The sequence below is a fragment of the Scytonema sp. PRP1 genome (assembly GCF_036697665.2).
Lineage (GTDB): Bacteria > Cyanobacteriota > Cyanobacteriia > Cyanobacteriales > Nostocaceae > Kalymmatonema > Kalymmatonema gypsitolerans.
Window position 1 is genome coordinate 81198 of sequence record NZ_JBAHYJ020000030.1, and the last position, 16716, is coordinate 97913.

The 16716-nt window shown below is 43.7% G+C and carries 12 protein-coding genes, 1 tRNA gene and 2 pseudogenes; 6 read left to right on the forward strand and 9 right to left on the reverse strand.

Annotated features, from left to right (window positions below; genetic code table 11):
* Positions 1-397: 397 nt before the first annotated feature.
* The 9 genes and pseudogenes from V5G28_RS05640 to V5G28_RS05680 all read right to left on the reverse strand — a co-directional run bounded on the left by V5G28_RS05640 (position 398) and on the right by V5G28_RS05680 (position 8861).
* On the reverse strand, positions 398-1321 hold the full coding sequence (locus V5G28_RS05640) for an NAD(+) kinase (protein WP_096566084.1): 924 nt from the start codon (positions 1319-1321) through the stop codon (positions 398-400).
* A 4-nt stretch (positions 1322-1325) separates the two neighbouring features.
* A complete protein-coding gene (gene nuoK, locus V5G28_RS05645; RefSeq protein WP_096566082.1) occupies positions 1326-1631 on the reverse strand; it encodes an NADH-quinone oxidoreductase subunit NuoK in 306 nt (101 codons plus the stop codon).
* 90 nt (positions 1632-1721) lie between these two features.
* A complete protein-coding gene (locus tag V5G28_RS05650) occupies positions 1722-2333 on the reverse strand; it encodes an NADH-quinone oxidoreductase subunit J (RefSeq protein WP_332993783.1) in 612 nt (203 codons plus the stop codon).
* 157 nt (positions 2334-2490) lie between these two features.
* On the reverse strand, positions 2491-3072 hold the full coding sequence (gene ndhI / locus V5G28_RS05655; protein WP_332993785.1) for an NAD(P)H-quinone oxidoreductase subunit I: 582 nt from the start codon (positions 3070-3072) through the stop codon (positions 2491-2493).
* A gap of 187 nt (positions 3073-3259) precedes the next feature.
* Positions 3260-4378 (reverse strand): NADH-quinone oxidoreductase subunit NuoH, encoded by a 1119-nt coding sequence (nuoH, locus tag V5G28_RS05660; protein WP_332993788.1) that lies wholly within the window; start codon positions 4376-4378, stop codon positions 3260-3262.
* A gap of 417 nt (positions 4379-4795) precedes the next feature.
* Entirely contained in the window at positions 4796-5932 is a 1137-nt protein-coding gene (locus V5G28_RS05665) for a citrate synthase (RefSeq protein ID WP_332993790.1), read from the reverse strand.
* A 115-nt stretch (positions 5933-6047) separates the two neighbouring features.
* Positions 6048-6542, reverse strand: coding sequence for a phosphohistidine phosphatase SixA (gene sixA / locus V5G28_RS05670; protein ID WP_096566072.1), 495 nt, complete (start codon positions 6540-6542; stop codon positions 6048-6050).
* 131 nt (positions 6543-6673) lie between these two features.
* Positions 6674-7959, reverse strand: a pseudogene (locus V5G28_RS05675) (DHH family phosphoesterase).
* A 404-nt stretch (positions 7960-8363) separates the two neighbouring features.
* The gene (locus V5G28_RS05680; RefSeq protein WP_041040927.1) at positions 8364-8861 is read right to left on the reverse strand and encodes an HNH endonuclease; all 498 of its coding nucleotides are present in this window, start codon (positions 8859-8861) and stop codon (positions 8364-8366) included.
* A gap of 297 nt (positions 8862-9158) precedes the next feature.
* Between V5G28_RS05680 and alr the strand changes: the two genes are divergently transcribed.
* From alr to V5G28_RS05710, 6 genes and pseudogenes are all read left to right on the forward strand, one after another.
* Positions 9159-10346, forward strand: a complete 1188-nt coding sequence (gene alr, locus V5G28_RS05685) for an alanine racemase (RefSeq protein ID WP_332993795.1) — start codon at positions 9159-9161, stop codon at positions 10344-10346.
* Positions 10347-10464: 118 nt separating this feature from the next.
* Positions 10465-10546 (forward strand) — tRNA-Leu (locus tag V5G28_RS05690).
* Between the two features lie 1268 nt (positions 10547-11814).
* Positions 11815-12887: pseudogene (locus tag V5G28_RS05695) on the forward strand (response regulator).
* A gap of 67 nt (positions 12888-12954) precedes the next feature.
* Positions 12955-13332: a response regulator transcription factor gene (locus V5G28_RS05700; protein WP_073629720.1), complete on the forward strand. Its 378-nt coding sequence runs from the start codon at positions 12955-12957 to the stop codon at positions 13330-13332.
* A 5-nt stretch (positions 13333-13337) separates the two neighbouring features.
* The gene (locus V5G28_RS05705; RefSeq protein ID WP_332993797.1) at positions 13338-13832 is read left to right on the forward strand and encodes a chemotaxis protein CheW; all 495 of its coding nucleotides are present in this window, start codon (positions 13338-13340) and stop codon (positions 13830-13832) included.
* 63 nt (positions 13833-13895) lie between these two features.
* Complete coding sequence (locus V5G28_RS05710) at positions 13896-16706, forward strand: methyl-accepting chemotaxis protein (RefSeq protein ID WP_332993800.1); 2811 nt, start codon at positions 13896-13898, stop codon at positions 16704-16706.
* Positions 16707-16716 lie beyond the last annotated feature (10 nt).

Here is a 16716-nt window from a genome sequence, read left to right on the forward strand (position 1 = left end):
CTTAAGCCAAAAGTCATTATTGACAAGCGTTTGAACATTTTTGATGTATAGCAACAGCCAAGGTGGTTAGGACATCAACAGATGATAAAACCTAGACACAAAAAGGCTTTTCACCCAGTCCCCAGTCCCTAGTCCCTAGTCCCCTGCTATACCATCTAGATTTTCGATCCCCCCTTAATCCCCCCTTTTTAAGGGGGGAAATAAAATTTTAGCCCCCTTTTTAACTCTGTTCGGGGATCTAAAACGACGCGGAAATTGAGTGTTTGAGCGTGATTGTTGACACGCATGTTCTGTTTCTATCCCCTCCTCGCTTGCGGGGAGGGGTTAGGGAGCCAGCGCTGCAGGAGGGTTTCCCTCCGCAGGCGACTGGCGTGGTGGGGTCATGCGGATCTATGATTCAATTAGCATGACTGGCACTACTGTAGCGAATCCTTGTTCCTGCCCACAGCAACTTCTCTCGCAGCGTCTGATAATACGAGTTGTTTTCTCGTAAAACAATAAACTTAGCCCGACAATCTGCCATCCGCACATCAACACGGTGTCCGGGCCAAATGGAAGTCGCCAAGACCCCATCCATCCACAACTTGGTACTCAAATCGTAATCCCCCAAAGGCCAAATACTGACAACAGAACCAGGGGGTAAGACCAAGGGACGACTCGAAAGACTCATCGGACAAATGGGAGTGATGGTAATCGCTTCCATACCATCATGTATTATCGGACCATTTGCAGACACGGTGTAACCTGTGGAACCAGTGGGAGTAGAAATAATCAACCCGTCTCCCTGATATTGATCGACCACCTCACCATCAATTTCCATTTCTAGGACTGAGGTAATCATGCGGTCAGCAGAAGCGGGTCTGACAGACATTTCATTTAAAGCGAGGTAACGTTCAGAAACTGGTTCCAAATTTGTGCTACTTCCCTCGAACACTGCGGCTTGCAACATCATCCGCCGCTGAATAGCATAACGGTCTTCAAACAGCCGATCCCAAACTCGTTCAGTATCTTGAAACTCTTCTACAGACTCAGTTAAAAACCCCAGATGACCTCCCACGTTCACTGCTAGTATTGGGATGCCAGCTGGGGCTAGGTGTCTTGCTCCAGTTAAAACAGTACCATCACCGCCAAGTACCAAAGCGAGATCAATGGGTTGTCCTGCTGAAGCCAAAAAGACCGGATATGGGTTATCTTTTGGTCCACTTGGTCCCATCAAAACGTGGCATTGGCGATGTTCTAGTTGCTTAGCACAGATTTCTGCCCAGCGTTTACTTTGGGAATCTCGTGCTTTGTAAGCAATAATGACTTGCTTGAGATCCACAGAATTACCACTTCAGGAGATTAAACTGCTCCATATCAACAGTATCGCGGTTGCGATAGATGGCAAGTACGATCGCCAAACCTACCGCCGCCTCAGCTGCTGCTACGGTGATCACGAATACGGTGAATACCTGACCCTTAATTTCTGTTGAGTCGAGAAAGTTAGAAAACGCCATTAAATTCAGATTAACGGCATTGAGCAGCAACTCAATCGACATCAGCACTCTTACGGCATTGCGGCTGGTAATTAAGCCATAGATGCCGATGCAAAATAAAGCTGCTGCAAGTAATAAAAAGTACTGAATTGGCATGAATCTTGCTGTCCCCCTTGTCAGTTATCAGTTATTAGTTATCAGTTATCAGTTACCAATTATCATTTTGCGCTGTTTACTGATAACTGTTTACTGAATATTGCGGCTCGATTCACCGATTGATACCAGTTCTCTGGGGCGTTCTGGTAAGGTCAAAACTTGCTGTTTTTCTCCAGAAATGACCTGTTCAGGCAGATACTCGCGACGTGCCAAAATGATCGCGCCCACCATCGCCATCAACAGCAAAACCGAAGCTAGTTCAAAAGGCAGTAAAAAGTCACTGAAGAAATGTTGACCAATTAAAACAATCGTGTTGCCTGGAGGCGTAGCAGTAGACAGTGACCAAGGAGTTGTTAACACCATCGTACTCAAAAGAGCAAACAATCCCAGACTGACTACACCCGTGAGTGCTTTGCGTACCCAAGCGGTGGGGAAGGGCGTAAAAGCTTGCCGCTTGTTTACCAACATAATGGCAAACAAAATTAATACGTTCACTGCACCAACATAAATGAGCAATTGCGCTGCTGCTACAAAGTCAGCATTTAGCAACAGGTACAGCCCAGAAATGCTAGCAAATACGCCTGCCAGCGTAAAGGCAGAATAGACGACGTTGTCAAACAGTACCACACCCAGCGCTGTTGCAATCAACATCACTGCCAGTATGGCAAAAGAAACAACCTGTACTCCTTCCGCTAGATTCACTGTTTTTTATCCTCAGTCATTTGTTAATTGTAGAGACGCGCTGTTTGAAGCGTCTGTACATTCGCGCCATAACGCGTCTGTACATTTGTTAATTATTGGCATTTAGTGGTGAGTCGCTCTTGTTTTCTACTAACAACTCACCACTAACTACTACCATTTACTTTTCCTGTTCCACAAGGTCTTCTGGACGCGCACCCGCGCGAGGTGCATCACCAGGTACGCCGTGGGGATCCATGACGCCTTTGGGTAGGTAAACGAGTTCGCGCAACGGTGTGACCATTGGATCGTTAGTGACCTTATAAGGCAAACGACCAAGCGCCACGCTGTCATAGTTCAATTCATGGCGATCGTAGGTGGAAAGCTCGTAATCTTCTGTCATCGATAAACAGTTAGTTGGGCAGTATTCCACGCAGTTACCGCAGAAGATACAAACTCCAAAGTCGATGCTATAGTGATTGAGCTTTTTCTTTTTGCTTGCCTTGTCGAATTCCCAATCCACTACAGGCAGGTTGATCGGACAAACCCGAACACAAACTTCGCAGGCAATGCACTTATCAAACTCAAAGTGAATCCTACCGCGAAACCGCTCACTAGGAATCAGTTTCTCGTAAGGATACTGCACGGTGACTGGACGCCGCTGCATATGGTCGAAGGTAACAGATAATCCCTGACCAATGTAACGACCAGCTTGCACCGCTTCTTTGGCGTAATCACCAACTTGTTTGAGGAACTTTAACATTTTTTTTTCGTGTCTCTCTCTCTTTTTATGTAATAGGTGATTCGGGATTGGGGACCAAACAATTCAAAAGTCAAAAGTCAAAAGTCAAAAGTAAAATTCTTTTTTTGAATTTTGAATTTTGAATTTTGACTTCCCCGAAGGAGTGGTCCCCAGTCCCTAGTCCCCATTGCCCAGTCCCCAGCCCCTATTACCCTCCGAAGGCAACGGGAAACGCAAGTTTCAGGGCTGCAGTGAGTAGCAAGTTAACCAAACCAACAGGCAGTAAGAACTTCCATCCTAAATCTAGCAATTGGTCAATCCGAACCCGTGGCACTGTCCAACGCAACAGGATTGCCAGAAAGACGAGGAAGTATGCTTTGAGTACGGTCATGGTGATTCCCAAACCGGCGGTGACAATCTGCAAAACAGGATTTATTTCGCTGACTCCCAACCAACCAGCTATCAAGTTAATGGGAATTGGAAAATCCCAACCGCCTAGGTATAAAACTGATACCAGCAGGGCAGAAAGTACTAGGTTAACGTAGGAACTCAGGTAGAACAGAGCGAATTTCATGCCAGAGTACTCTGTCTGATAACCAGCAACCAGTTCCTCTTCAGCTTCGGGCAAGTCGAAGGGCAATCGTTCGCATTCAGCAAGGGCGGCTATCCAAAAGATAATGAAACCGACTGGTTGACGCCATACGTTCCAGCCAATAATGCCGTAGCCAGATTGCTGATTGACAATGTCAACCGTGCTGAGGCTATTCGACATCAAGGCGATCGCCAGCACCGCTAGTGCCAAAGGAATTTCATAGCTAATCGACTGTGCTGCTGCCCGCAACCCTCCTAAGAGAGAGTATTTGTTGTTAGATGCGTAACCAGCCATCAACAAGCCAATCGGTGCAACGCTAGACAAGGCAATCCACAAGAAGACCCCCATCCCAACATCTGTAATCACCAGATTCTGCCCAAAGGGCACAATCAAATATGACAGAAATACTGGAATCGTCACGATGATTGGACCAAGGGTAAACAGCCACCGATCAGACTGAGCTGGCACCACATCTTCTTTAAAAACGAGCTTGAGACCATCCGCCACAGGAGCCAGCAAACCCAAAGGACCAATATATTCAGGACCAATCCGCTGCTGTGCTGCTGCCGAGATCTTCCGTTCTAACCAAACACAGGTCAGCACGCCCACAGTGGCACCAATAATCATCAAAATCATTGGCAGTGGCATCCAAATCGCTTTGGCTATGCCAGCGCTCAATCCTAAATCCCTAAGGGATTCAATAAAAGTTCCTTGCAGATCAATTCCTGAATTCATGTGCTTTTGCTCTTCAAGTCATCAGAACATTGTCATTTACAACTATCCACGCTTGTTAATAACTGTAAATTTGCTCATAAAACCTTGGGGGAAGTGTGGAAACCCGAGCCATGACGGCACGGGACAAAATTTAAGATTTTTTGCAATTCCCATGCCTAGTATATCGTTGCATGGTTTTTGCCCCTTTAGCTAGACGAGAATTTCTACCTATAGTAAGGATTAGAATTCCCTAATAAAGGGACTGGGACTGGCGATTGGGGACTGGGACTGGCGATTGGGGACTGGGAAATTCCCTATCCCTTGAATTTCTTCGCGTTCCAGTGCCAATCGGTTCCTGGGCACTAGCAATTGGGGACTGGGAAATTCCCTATCCCCTATCCCTAATCCCCTATCCCTAATCCCTAATCCCCTATCCCTCTAACGCTGCTCGATGGGAATGTAAGGAACGGCATGCTTACCGTCGTAAACCTGGGTAGGACGGAAAATTCGGTTTTCTTCGAGCTGTTCTTTCCAATGTGCTAACCAACCGGCAACACGGGCGATCGCAAATATTGGTGTAAACAAGTCTGTAGGAATTCCCAATTTTCTATACACCAAACCCGAGTAAAAGTCAACATTAGGATAAATTCCTTTGTGACCCAGTTTTTCCTCCACTACCCTTTCCATTTCTAGGGCAATGTCATAGTACTTGTCATGCCCAAATTTGGCAAACAGTTGTTCCGCTAAGTCCTGCAAAATTGTAGCGCGTGGGTCTTTCACTTTGTAAACACGATGTCCAAAGCCCATAATTTTGGATTTGCGTTCCAGACAGTCCTCAATGTAAGGACGCACATTTTCCACAGAGCCAATTTCTTCCAACATCTGAATCACTTCTTCGTTGGCTCCACCATGCAGCGGTCCTCCTAACGTTCCCACAGCACTCGCTACCACTGCGTATGGGTCAGTTAGTGTAGACGCCGTTACCCTGGCACTGAAGGTGGAGGCGTTCATCGTATGTTCAGCATGAAGTATCAAGCAGATATCAAAAATCCGCGCCGCCAGTGCATCAGGTTCTTTCTCATTGAGCATGTACAGAAAGTTGGCGGAATAGTCCAAGTCATCACGGGGACGTACTGCATCGTTACCATTTCGCATCAACTGGAACGCCGCCACCATTGTCGGAATCTTTGCTATCAGGCGAACAACTGCATCCCGAATGTAAATAGGGTTATCCAAGTCACGGCGCGAATAAAACAAACCCAACGCAGCCGCAGAGGCTTGCAAAGCATCCATTGGGTGACCGCTTTCGGGAAAGCATTTCATCATATCGCTGATGCGATATTTTATCCGCCTGTGTTCACAAACTTCATACTCAAATGCTGCCAGTTCTTCCGCTGTGGGCAACTCACCCCAAATGAGAAGATAAGCAGTTTCCAGAAATGTACTTTTTGAAGCCAATTCCTCAATTTGGATGCCACGATATTCTAGTATTCCCTTTTGCCCGTCAACATTGCTAATACTGGATTGGGCGGCGGGGATGCCATCCAATCCAGGCTTGAATTCGCACACCATCATGGCAACACCATCTGCTTTTTTGTGAAAGATTTTTTCAGGCTAACTTACCAGAAATTCTTGTTGCCATAACAGTAACCGTTTCCTTTGAAATTCTTTCAAAAACGTTACACTACTGTTAAAGCAAGTACTTGGGTGGTGTCAACCAATACATCTGACTACGACCCAGAGGAGAGCCTTTTTCTGGTAGTTTTACCCCAATCATACCCGCTTTTTTCAGGACTAACGTTGCTTTCGCTTGTCCCCATAGGAGAATTTCTGCCCAAGCACTCAAATCTGGTTCATGTCCTACTAGGGCAAGTTGGGTTTGGGGTGAATAATTTCTTGCTTCCAACCAGTCTACAACCCAACTATCAATACGACCATCAGGAGCAAGGTAGGTACATTCCTCTAGTTTAGAACTCAATCCAGCAGCTATGAGGATTTCTGCTGTTTGCCGAGCGCGAACCAAAGGACTTGTGGCAATCAAATCGAAATTCAAACCCAACTTTTTCAGTCGTTGGGCAACTTTCTCTGTTTTTTGCCGCCCTTCTTTCGTGAGCGATCGCTCTTCATCTTTGATATCTGGTCGCCTTTCTTCAGCAATACCATGACGAATTAAATAAAGTTCCACAATTTGAGTCCTAAGTCCTGAGTTCTAACTAAGAGTCCGGAAGTCAAAGTTATTTTCCCTCTTATCTCCCTTATCTCCCTTATCTCCCTTGTCCCCCTTGTCCCCCCTTGTCCCCCTTGTGTTGTTCTTCTCTACTCCGGCTGTATCGGGTTATCTCTCGGATTCACCAATCTCAGCAGCTTCTGCTTAATCTGAGAATCGAAAACTTCCCATTTCATTTTCGCATAACCAGAATTTTCATTACCCCCAGAAGAAACCCATTGGAATTTCAAATCCACCTGCGCTTTGTTCTTCCACCACCGAAAAGTGTCCTTGGCTATTTTGTCCAAAAAAGGCTTCTTTGATGAACTCATCCGGGTCAAGGGTGAGTTTGGTGGTTCTTAAAGAACCAATGACCACTTCTAGTTCTTCATCTTCATCGTGAACAATGTCGTACACCACAGCAGTGTGAACGTTTTCTTCTGTCACTTAGAAAATCTGCCGCTTGGGGATGGCATCGCGGTCGTCATAGCGTAAGTAACCTACACCAGCAATCGAAAAGTTATTTTGCACGATGCGGTTTTTGAGCGATCGCTCTATAACGTCCATGACTCGCTTAGAACGATTCGCTTGCAGTACCGCGTTCAGCAACTGGGCATCATAAAATCTGCTCAGATACGCTGCTGCCATAAAGTCTTCTTCCTGTGCTTGCATCAGTCTATTAGTATCCGATCGCAAGCCGTGCATCAAGGCAGTCGCGCATTTGACGTGTTGATTTATACTGCTATCTAGAGTGAGTAACCCCGCTTGTAGGTATTGGGGTAAAAATCGTTGCTGTCGCCCGTACAAAGGGACGGACATCAAAAAATTCCGATTTCAGGTCAGTTTGTAAACTGTGGTGGTCGATCACCGCCACTAATGGTATTTTTGCCTGTTGCACTACAGGTAATAACTGAGAAGTGGTTCCTTGGTTATCAATCAGTACGAAACCTTGGTAGGATGATAAGTCCTTGCTTTTCAGTGTTTGTAGTGTCCAACGCTGGACGGGTAAGCCAGTCAGCTTTACTAATGCAATATTTTCTTGGTGACTCAATGCACCAGCGTAAACGATGTCACATTTTATATCGTATTGCTGAGCAATTAACTGGTAAGCCCAAGCAGAGGATAAGGCATCAGGGTCAGGAAAATCTTGAAGAATTAACAACTGGCGTTCTTGTCTGTGTGCAAGAAACGTATTGCGCAGCTCTTCTGATTTGTGATTTACCAATGAATTGTTACGCTGACTCAGAGAATTGCCCGGTTCACCAGCCAATCCTGTGCCTGACTGCTTAGTGAGTGGAACTTCAACTGAATCTTTGTCTATTTCTGCATCGTCTGGAACTGGGTCACCTATCAACGGCAAACTCTCAATCTGAGTAAGGGAAGAATTAAAGTGCATACGAAACGTTTTTATAAGTGTGAGGCTCCTTTTTTGTTCAGAAAGACTACCTGCTTGTCATTCACTACTTCAGCCACACTTTATGATCTTCGCAAAAATTTCAGATCTTGGCTCTATATCTGCCAGTCTATTTTTTGTCAAGAATCTATGATCAATGACTGGTAAGGAAAACCCCTTTAGCATTGACCCCGGATTTTTTTGGCAGATTTAAATGCACCCTGCTTGTTTTGGCGTTGATTTGTGCTATATTAGCGAAGTTGCTCCAAGCGGGTATGCATTTTCTCCGGTTCTATCAGCTTCCAATTAAGTCCTAGGTAAGCCGTAGACCAGCGAAAATCACCAAGCAAAGGCAAGAACGCAAAAAACTGACAACTGCGAGGCTTTTTCAAACAACGCTGAAATTGTCAGAGTCCAATAACATATTTTTGCCACTCTTGATGCATACCACTCTTGAGATGTTTGCTGACCTCAAAGTATAAACTGCTGTAAGGTCGGCGTGGAGGATGACGCAACATCATGTGAGCTTCACTAGGCGTGCGATTTCCCTTCTTCACATTACAGCGGACACAGGCTGTAACGATGTTTTCCCAAGTATCGCCCCCACCACGCGATCGCGGAAACACATGATCCAAAGTTAAATCATCTCCTGTGTAACCGCAATACTGGCAAGTGTGACCATCACGATGCAAAAGATTCCGACGAGTCAGAGGAATCTCTTTATAGGGAACGCGCACGTAGTGGCGCAACCTAATAACAGTCGGAAGCGGAAAGTCCGAGTAGAGTTGCTTATTATTGAACTCTACTCGCTCAGCTTTGCCTTTGATCAGTAAGACCACAGCTCGCCGCCAGCTCGTGATATTGAGCGGTTCGTAAGAGGCGTTTAGAACTAAAACCTTCCCCATTGATTAGCGCTCAAGCTATTAATTTTACATATATTAACACAATTACATTCATCTTTGGTGATGAAAAAAAATTATACATCTTGCAATAGTTAGAAATAGAAAGAGTCAAAACTTAAGACTCAACACTTCATGAGTTATTCTCTCCTGCTGTTTTGGTCTCCACTCCTTCCTAATCATCTTGTGCCGATTTTAGAATGAAATGTAAACTTCCAGATTAATCAAGATTAGGCTTCTAGCCATGCGAATAATTTAGATGACCTAGAAGGAAAAAGAGTGGTGTGATAGGAGTAAGTCAAGATGTTGAGCCAAGAGCAAACTGACCGTGTCAGCTTTAATGGGCAGTGTGACACCTACGCTTGGTTATCCCAACGTGCTTGGGTAGAAATTGATTTATCAGCATTGTCGTACAATGTCAAGCAGCTTTTAAAGATACTGTCACCGCGCACTCAACTGATGGCGGTGGTCAAAGCAGATGCCTATGGACATGGAGCAGTTACAGTTGCCCAAACAGTGTTAGAATCAGGAGCAAGTTGGCTGGGAGTCGCTACAGTTCCAGAAGCAATCCAATTGCGAGAAGCCGGAATAAAAGCTCCAATTTTGATTTTAGGTGCAAGCCAGACGATCGAGCAAATTCAGGCGATCGCCCAATGGAAACTTCAGCCAACAATTACAAGCCCCAAGCAAGCCCTCGTATTTTCTGACACGCTCTTAACTATCAATAACAAGATGGACGTACCTGTACACATCAAATTAGATACGGGGATGTCCAGGTTAGGAACTAATTTTCAGGAAGCGGCTGAGTTCGTTCAGCTTGTGCAACGCTTACCTCATCTTGCCATTGCTAGTATATATTCTCACTTGGCAACGGCAGATAGTCCCGATTCCACAATCATGAAACAACAGCAACAACGGTTTGAGCAAGCAATTGCCCAACTTAGGACAATTGGTATAGAACCGCCTTGTCTGCACTTGGCAAATTCAGCCGCTACACTTACCGACAAAGCATTACACTATGATATGGCGCGTGTAGGTTTAGCTGTATACGGACTCTACCCAGCAGATCATTTGCGTTCATGCATTGACCTGAGACCAGTTCTGCAAGTAAAAGCGCGAGTCACGCAAGTAAAAACCATCGCCCCTGGAACTGGCGTCAGCTACGGTCATCAATTTATTGCAAAGCATGAACTCCGCCTTGCCGTGGTAGGAATTGGTTACGCAGATGGAGTTCCTCGCAATCTTTCCAATAAAATGCAAGTGTTAATTCGCGGTCAACGGGTACCACAGATTGGCGCAATTACAATGGATCAGTTGATGTTAGATGTGAGTGCATTACCAGATGTACGAGAAGGTGAAGTCGTCACCTTACTTGGAACAGAGGGAAAAGAACAAATCTCTGCTGAAGATTGGGCAAATCAATTAAATACAATTTCTTGGGAAATTCTCTGCGGGTTCAAGCACCGCTTGCCTCGTGTTGCTGTACCTTAGTCAAAACTGGTATCGGTTTGGGGTTGGTGGTTAGTAGGTACTCAAACAACTGACCACTAAGAACTAACCGTTAGATATTGCAAGAAATAACTTTATTATGGTACGATAAGAAACTGATGCGGATGTGGCGGAATTGGCAGACGCGCTAGATTTAGGTTCTAGTACCGCAAGGTGTGAAGGTTCAAGTCCTTTCATCCGCACTTTTATATATCATATGAAGAGACACCAGAGTTTGCATATGGAGTCTTTTCTTGCAAACTGGTAAACGTTAAACCAGCCTGGATTCAGTTATCACTGTTTTAAGTACGTTTGAGTAGGTTTTTCAGAACATTTACTAATCTTTTCCGTCATAGAAAGCGAATTTGTATAAAAAACTGAGAAACGTATAGGCTACCAGCTAAGAACAATTCATCTTTTTTTGAATTTACCAAGTGAGACAGACAAATATAACGTTTTTTTTGTAGAAATAAACTAACTATAATTTTTGATAAATTGAAAATGTAATAGCTTGTAGTTGCCTTTTTGTACTGTTGGCATAGAATCATAATCGACTTAATTATTAAGTAGTAAATTAACTGGAGCAATCCTGATTAGTGTGATGTGTTCCTTGTATAAGCCTGTCTTATATTATATCCGCTTAATTACTTATAATTCCTGCTTTACCTCACCCCAACCCTCTCCTTACAAAGGAGAGGGTTGGGAAGGCGGGTGAGGTTTTTCGTTTTTTACAAGTGTTCATCCGGACATGATTTTAAAAGGCACTACTTTCAGTAATATCGATTTTTCCTGCAGGATGATCTCAATAAAGACAAGTTACTAAGAAGACAATTGATACAGTATGTATATAAATGCAACGGCAGTCGAAATTCTATTGCCATTAATAATGTTAAAATTTATTTGGTATAAACCTGAACTTTCTAACTTTCAAAGATTGCATTAATAACATAACTGGCAGATTTAGCTTGTAAGGTATATAACAGACAGTGGAACTATTCTGTCATCAGGAAGTTTTTATGTTAACTTTACATAATCGACAAGTAATAATACTGATGTTCTAGCAAACTTTACCTTAGATTTCCCCGAGCCCAAAAACCGTATTATACTGAAGTACGAGTACTGAAAATAGCAGGGTTGAACTTGCCTGTCAAAGCAGTATTGTCTCGGTTGCCATCATACAAGGTTTACTCTAAGGTAAGTGGCTTCATCTAGTCTTTACATTTTTTTGACTTGTCGTGTAAAGATGTCTGCTAATCTCAGTATGAGTTAGTAAATTGAACTTGAATTAACGAATTAACTGAGATTTTTCGTCTGAAGAGAAGGGTGCTACCGCTGGCTTTTACCTCAAACCTTAAAGTTAGACTTTTGTATTTTTTGCAACAAAAGCTCTGATGAGTTTCATAGGACTTGTGGAAAAGCTTTACAGAAATTTAGCTCACACTAGCAAGAATTTAGCCTAAGTAAAAGCAAAATGAGCACAACTCCTATAGGTAGCTACAAGTTTTTCCAGAAACTACACCCGCTATCTCTACTAGCACAATTAACCAGTCGGCGTGCTACAGGCTGCTTACAAGTATTTACAGAGCAGGTTTCTTGGTCAATCTATCTAGAGGACGGTAAACTAGTTTATGCCTCTTCGGATAAAATGTTTGAACGGCTTGAGAATGTCTTAGGGCGCTTAAGTCAGGAAACACAGACACTCAACAGTACAGTTCTTATGCAGGTAAGACTGATATTTGAGCAAAACCGAGAGAATCAGTCAATACCACAACTAGATTATCAAGCTATTTGCTGGTTAGTGAATGAAGAATACATTACGCCTGCGCAAGCAGCAGTCGTTATAGATGAATTAGCTAAAGAAGTGCTGGAGTCATTTCTTGCAATCAAACAAGGAAGTTATGAATTTAAGAGTGAAACTCCCTTAGATGAACTACCAAAATTCTGTCGTTTGGACTTGCGATTACTTGTAGAACATTGTCAAAAGCAGTTACGGAATCGGCAACAGACCGAATCAACGGTTGATCCGCAAGTTACCCCCAATTTATGCCAACCACCAAGGTTTCGTCAACGCAGCAGAATTCTCAAGTCAAATTAGGCGAACAATTGCCAAGACCGAATAATTTTGATACCTCTCATCTTAACAGTAACAAAGGTCTCCAGCAAAGCGTTAGTAAAAACACATATACAGTTGCCTGCATAGATGACAGTCCAACAGTGTTGAATTCTATCAAACACTTTTTGGATGAAAGCACATTTTCAGTTGTGATGATCAACGATCCGGTAAAAGCTTTGATGCAAATTCTCCGCAGCAAGCCAGATGTTATTTTACTAGACGTAGAAATGCCCAATTTAGATGGGTATGAGCTATGTTCTTTGCTACGGAGACATTCAGCTTTTAAGAATATCCCGATTATTATGGTCACTGGCAGAACAGGATTTATAGATAGGGCAAAGGCAAAAATGGTTAGAGCCTCAGGCTATTTGACCAAGCCTTTTTCCCAATCGGACTTGTTGAAAATGGTGTTTAAACATATTGGAAATTGAGGGAAAGAAGAAAAGAACAAAGAACGCAGTTGAATAAAGTACATTTGGTTATATAGGAGATGCAGGGGTGAGTATTACTTTGGTTGGCACAATTCTGATTGTTGAAGATTCTCCCAGTGAATTGCAACTGATGAGCCATTATCTCGAAGAAAGTGGTTATAACGTTATTCAAGCAACTGGGGCAAAGGAAGCTTTAGAAAAAGCACAATCACAAAACCCAGATGTGATTGTAACTGATGTGGTTATGCCAGGAATGAGCGGTTTTGAGCTATGTCGTTCTCTCAAGAGAAATCCGGCGACTCAAAAAGTGCCGATAGTGATTTGCAGTTCTAAAAACCAGGAGATTGATCGCTTGTGGGCAATGAGACAAGGCGCTGATGCATATGTTACCAAGCCTTACACCCGCGATCAGCTCCTACGAGCTATTAAATCAGTGGTGATTTGAATCGAATGAATAGTTCAAAACTGACGTCTTTAAAACAAAATCAAAATAGCTTGGGGGATGGTTATCTCAAGTTTCAACTCAATAGACACACATCTGCCACCTTACCAATGAGGCACACGCAAGAAGCTGTTGTTGTGCCTGTTGAGACTATATCATCCATGCCCAATATGCCCGGTTGTATCCTGGGGTTGATGAACTGGCGGAGCCGTATCGTTTGGGCAGTCGATTTGCCAAAGATGTTGAATCTTGAATATCTAGATAGTAGGCAACGCCAGTATAACGTTATCATTATTCGGGTGGATTCAATACTTCTAGGCTTAGTTGTACAAGAGATACAAGGTACGACTAAGTTTATGCCTGAGGATATTCGCTCTCCTGTGGGACAAGTCGCATCCAGTTTAGTCCCCTATCTACGCGGTTGCGTTGTTCAACGAAAAGAAATATTGCTTGTATTAGATGCACAAGCGATTGTGCAGTCTTCTATTCTCCGCAGTGATTAGGGTGTACTCCAAAGAAAAACTTATTTTTCGTGTTTTCATTCACCACCTCAGGAGAATGCCTTTATGTTTAATAAAACTGATCCTGCTAAAAGTATTGATGAGCAAAATGGATCATCTCTATCTGAATTCACAAATAATGTCGTAAAACTGCCTGACGAGGCGAGTACTGACACTGTTCCTAATAATCAGGCGAATCGTGCATCTAGAACTTTGAAGCGACTCAAGTTAAGTACCAAAGCCACATTAGTCGCGATCGCTCTGGGGACACTTCCAGTTTTAACAATTGGAATACTTGCGTACTTAGTTGCTAGTAATTCCTTAACCAATAAAGTTTCCCAACTTCAACAAGCCGAAGCCAAAGGTCTGGCAGACAAAGTAAACCGTTTCATGATAGAACGGTACAACGATATTCAAGTCATATCTAGTCTACCAATTATCAGAAATTCGCAAAGTGACGCTTCTTCTCAAAAGGAAAAGCAGGCATTGCTCAATAAGTTTGTTGATACTTATAAAGTATATGACAGCATTGCAGTACTCAACTTAAACGGCGATGTCGTAGCCCAATCCCAAGGAGATGCAATTTCTAATCAAAGCAATAGTAATTATTTTCAAAAAGTTAAGCAGGGCGATCGCCCTTACATCAGTCAACCAGAGGTAATAAGTAATACAGGAACTCATAGCATTCATATTGCAGCGCCTGTCAAAAACAACGCCGGAGAGACGCTTGCAATAGTTAGAGCTAGGATGCCCGCAAAAAGTCTAGACCAGGTACTCAAGAATTATACAGAATCAGGGCATAAATACTATTTGATTGATGGGTCGGGAAAATTTTTCTTGGCGACGGACAGAAAACATATAGGTAGAAATGCGAGACGAGATTTTCCTGGTTTAGCTCAACAGCAAGCAAAAACAAAAGACGATACCTTTATTAGTGTTAATCAAACTGAAAAACAAGAGCAACTTGTCAGCTACACATCCATAGCCCCAGAAGGATTACCTTCTTTAAACTGGCAATCGATTCTGGCTACAGATACAGCGATCGCATTTGAACCTCGAAGACAAGTGTTGCTAACAGTCGCCTTCGGTGCAGGATTAACAGCATTAATTGTGGCTTTGATTGCAGTATGGTTAGCGAAACGTACCACAGAACCAATTGCAAAAGCGACAGCAGCAGTAGCAAAACTTGGCAAGGGAGAACTCGATACTCGTCTGGAGGTGTACTCAGAAGACGAGTTTGGTGTTTTGAGTGCCAACATCAACCAAATGGCGTCGCAACTCCAAACCCTAGTTCAACAACAAGAACTGGACACGCAAAGGGCAAAGTTACTCGCAGATATTACCCTGCAAACTCGTAGAAGCCTGAAAGTCGAAGACATCTATAAAACAGCCGTTAGAGAAGTTCGTCAGGCGATGAAAACAGACAGGGTTGTCATTTATAATTTCAATCCCGAAACCTTGGATGGAAATGTCGTTGCTGAATCAGTTACGGCTGGGCTACCAAGGATGTTAGGAGTGCAAATCGATGATCCCTGTTTTCGAGAACGCCATGTAGAAAGTTATAAAGATGGTCGAGTACGGGCAATATCCAACATCTATGAAGATCCGAATCTCAGCAATGCAGGTTGTTACATCAAAATGTTGGAGAAATTTGCCGTCAAAGCAAATTTGGTAGCACCAATTATTATCGATGGGGAACTGGTGGGGCTGATGATTGCTCATCATTGTGACAGTCCTCGCAATTGGCAACAACCTGAAATAGATTTATTTAGACAACTCGCCATTCAAGTCGGGTATGCCCTAGAACAAGCACAGCTTCTTGAAGAGGTCGAAAAAGCAAGGGCGATCGCTGAAAAAGTCTCACAAGACGAACGCCAACAGAAAGAAGCCCTACAAATGCAACTTTTGGAACTCCTTTCTGAGGTAGAAGGCGCAGCAGCTGGTGACTTAACAGTGCGTGCAGAAGTGACTGCGGGAGAAATTGGCACAGTAGCTGACTTTTTCAACTCGATTATTGAAAGTTTGCGCGATATCGTCACTCAAGTTAAGGAAACTGCAACTTCTGTGAATGAGGCTATAGGTTCCAACGAAGGCGCGATCCGTGAACTCACAGAATCAGCACTGGCTCAAGCTGCAGAAATCACCAGCACTCTTGATGCAGTTGACGACATGGCGAAATCAATCCAACAAGTCGCCGTCAGCGCCCAGCAAGCAGCCTCAGTTGCCAATACCGCCGCCCAAACTGCTAAAAAAAGTGGCATGGCAATGGATATGACAGTGCAAAATATTTTGCATTTGCGAGAAACTGTCGGCGAAACCGCCAAGAAAGTCAAGCGTTTAGGAGAATCGACGCAACAAATTTCGCGTGTCGTGGCATTGATTAATCAAATTTCTATGCAAACCAACTTACTCGCCATCAACGCTGGAATTGAAGCTGCGCGTGCAGGTGAGGAAGGTCAAGGTTTTGCTGTCGTCGCGGAGGAAGTCGGGGAACTCGCAGCCCGAAGTGCGGCGGCGACGAAAGAAATTGAACAAATTGTGGAAAACATCCAACGCGAAACAACAGAAGTTGTGCAAGCTATGGAACTAGGAACCACTCAGGTTGTGGAAGGAACGCGGATTGTGGAAGACGCCAAGCAAAATCTTGGTCAGATTTTAGAGATTTCGCGCCAAATTGACTTGTTGGTGCAGTCGATTTCAATCGCCACAGCATCGCAGGCTCAAACATCGCAAACAGTCAGTTCTTTAATGAAAGACATTGCTGCTTCCTCGCAGCGCACCAGCGATTCTTCTAAGAAGGTTTCCGAGTCTTTGCAACAAACTGTGGAGATTTCGCAGCAATTGCAAGCGACTGTCGGTACATTCAAGGTGAATTAGTTCTTGATCG

Excerpts from the sequence above, each read along its gene's own strand:
- ndhI (WP_332993785.1), bottom strand. The coding sequence starts at position 3,072 with ATGTTAAAGTTCCTCAAACAAGTTGGTGATTACGCCAAAGAAGCGGTG.
- V5G28_RS05680 (WP_041040927.1), bottom strand. The coding sequence starts at position 8,861 with ATGGGGAAGGTTTTAGTTCTAAACGCCTCTTACGAACCGCTCAATATC.
- V5G28_RS05665 (WP_332993790.1), bottom strand. The coding sequence starts at position 5,932 with ATGATGGTGTGCGAATTCAAGCCTGGATTGGATGGCATCCCCGCCGCC.
- alr (WP_332993795.1), top strand. The coding sequence starts at position 9,159 with ATGTTGAGCCAAGAGCAAACTGACCGTGTCAGCTTTAATGGGCAGTGT.
- V5G28_RS05710 (WP_332993800.1), top strand. The coding sequence starts at position 13,896 with ATGTTTAATAAAACTGATCCTGCTAAAAGTATTGATGAGCAAAATGGA.
- V5G28_RS05705 (WP_332993797.1), top strand. The coding sequence starts at position 13,338 with ATGAATAGTTCAAAACTGACGTCTTTAAAACAAAATCAAAATAGCTTG.
- nuoK (WP_096566082.1), bottom strand. The coding sequence starts at position 1,631 with ATGCCAATTCAGTACTTTTTATTACTTGCAGCAGCTTTATTTTGCATC.
- nuoH (WP_332993788.1), bottom strand. The coding sequence starts at position 4,378 with ATGAATTCAGGAATTGATCTGCAAGGAACTTTTATTGAATCCCTTAGG.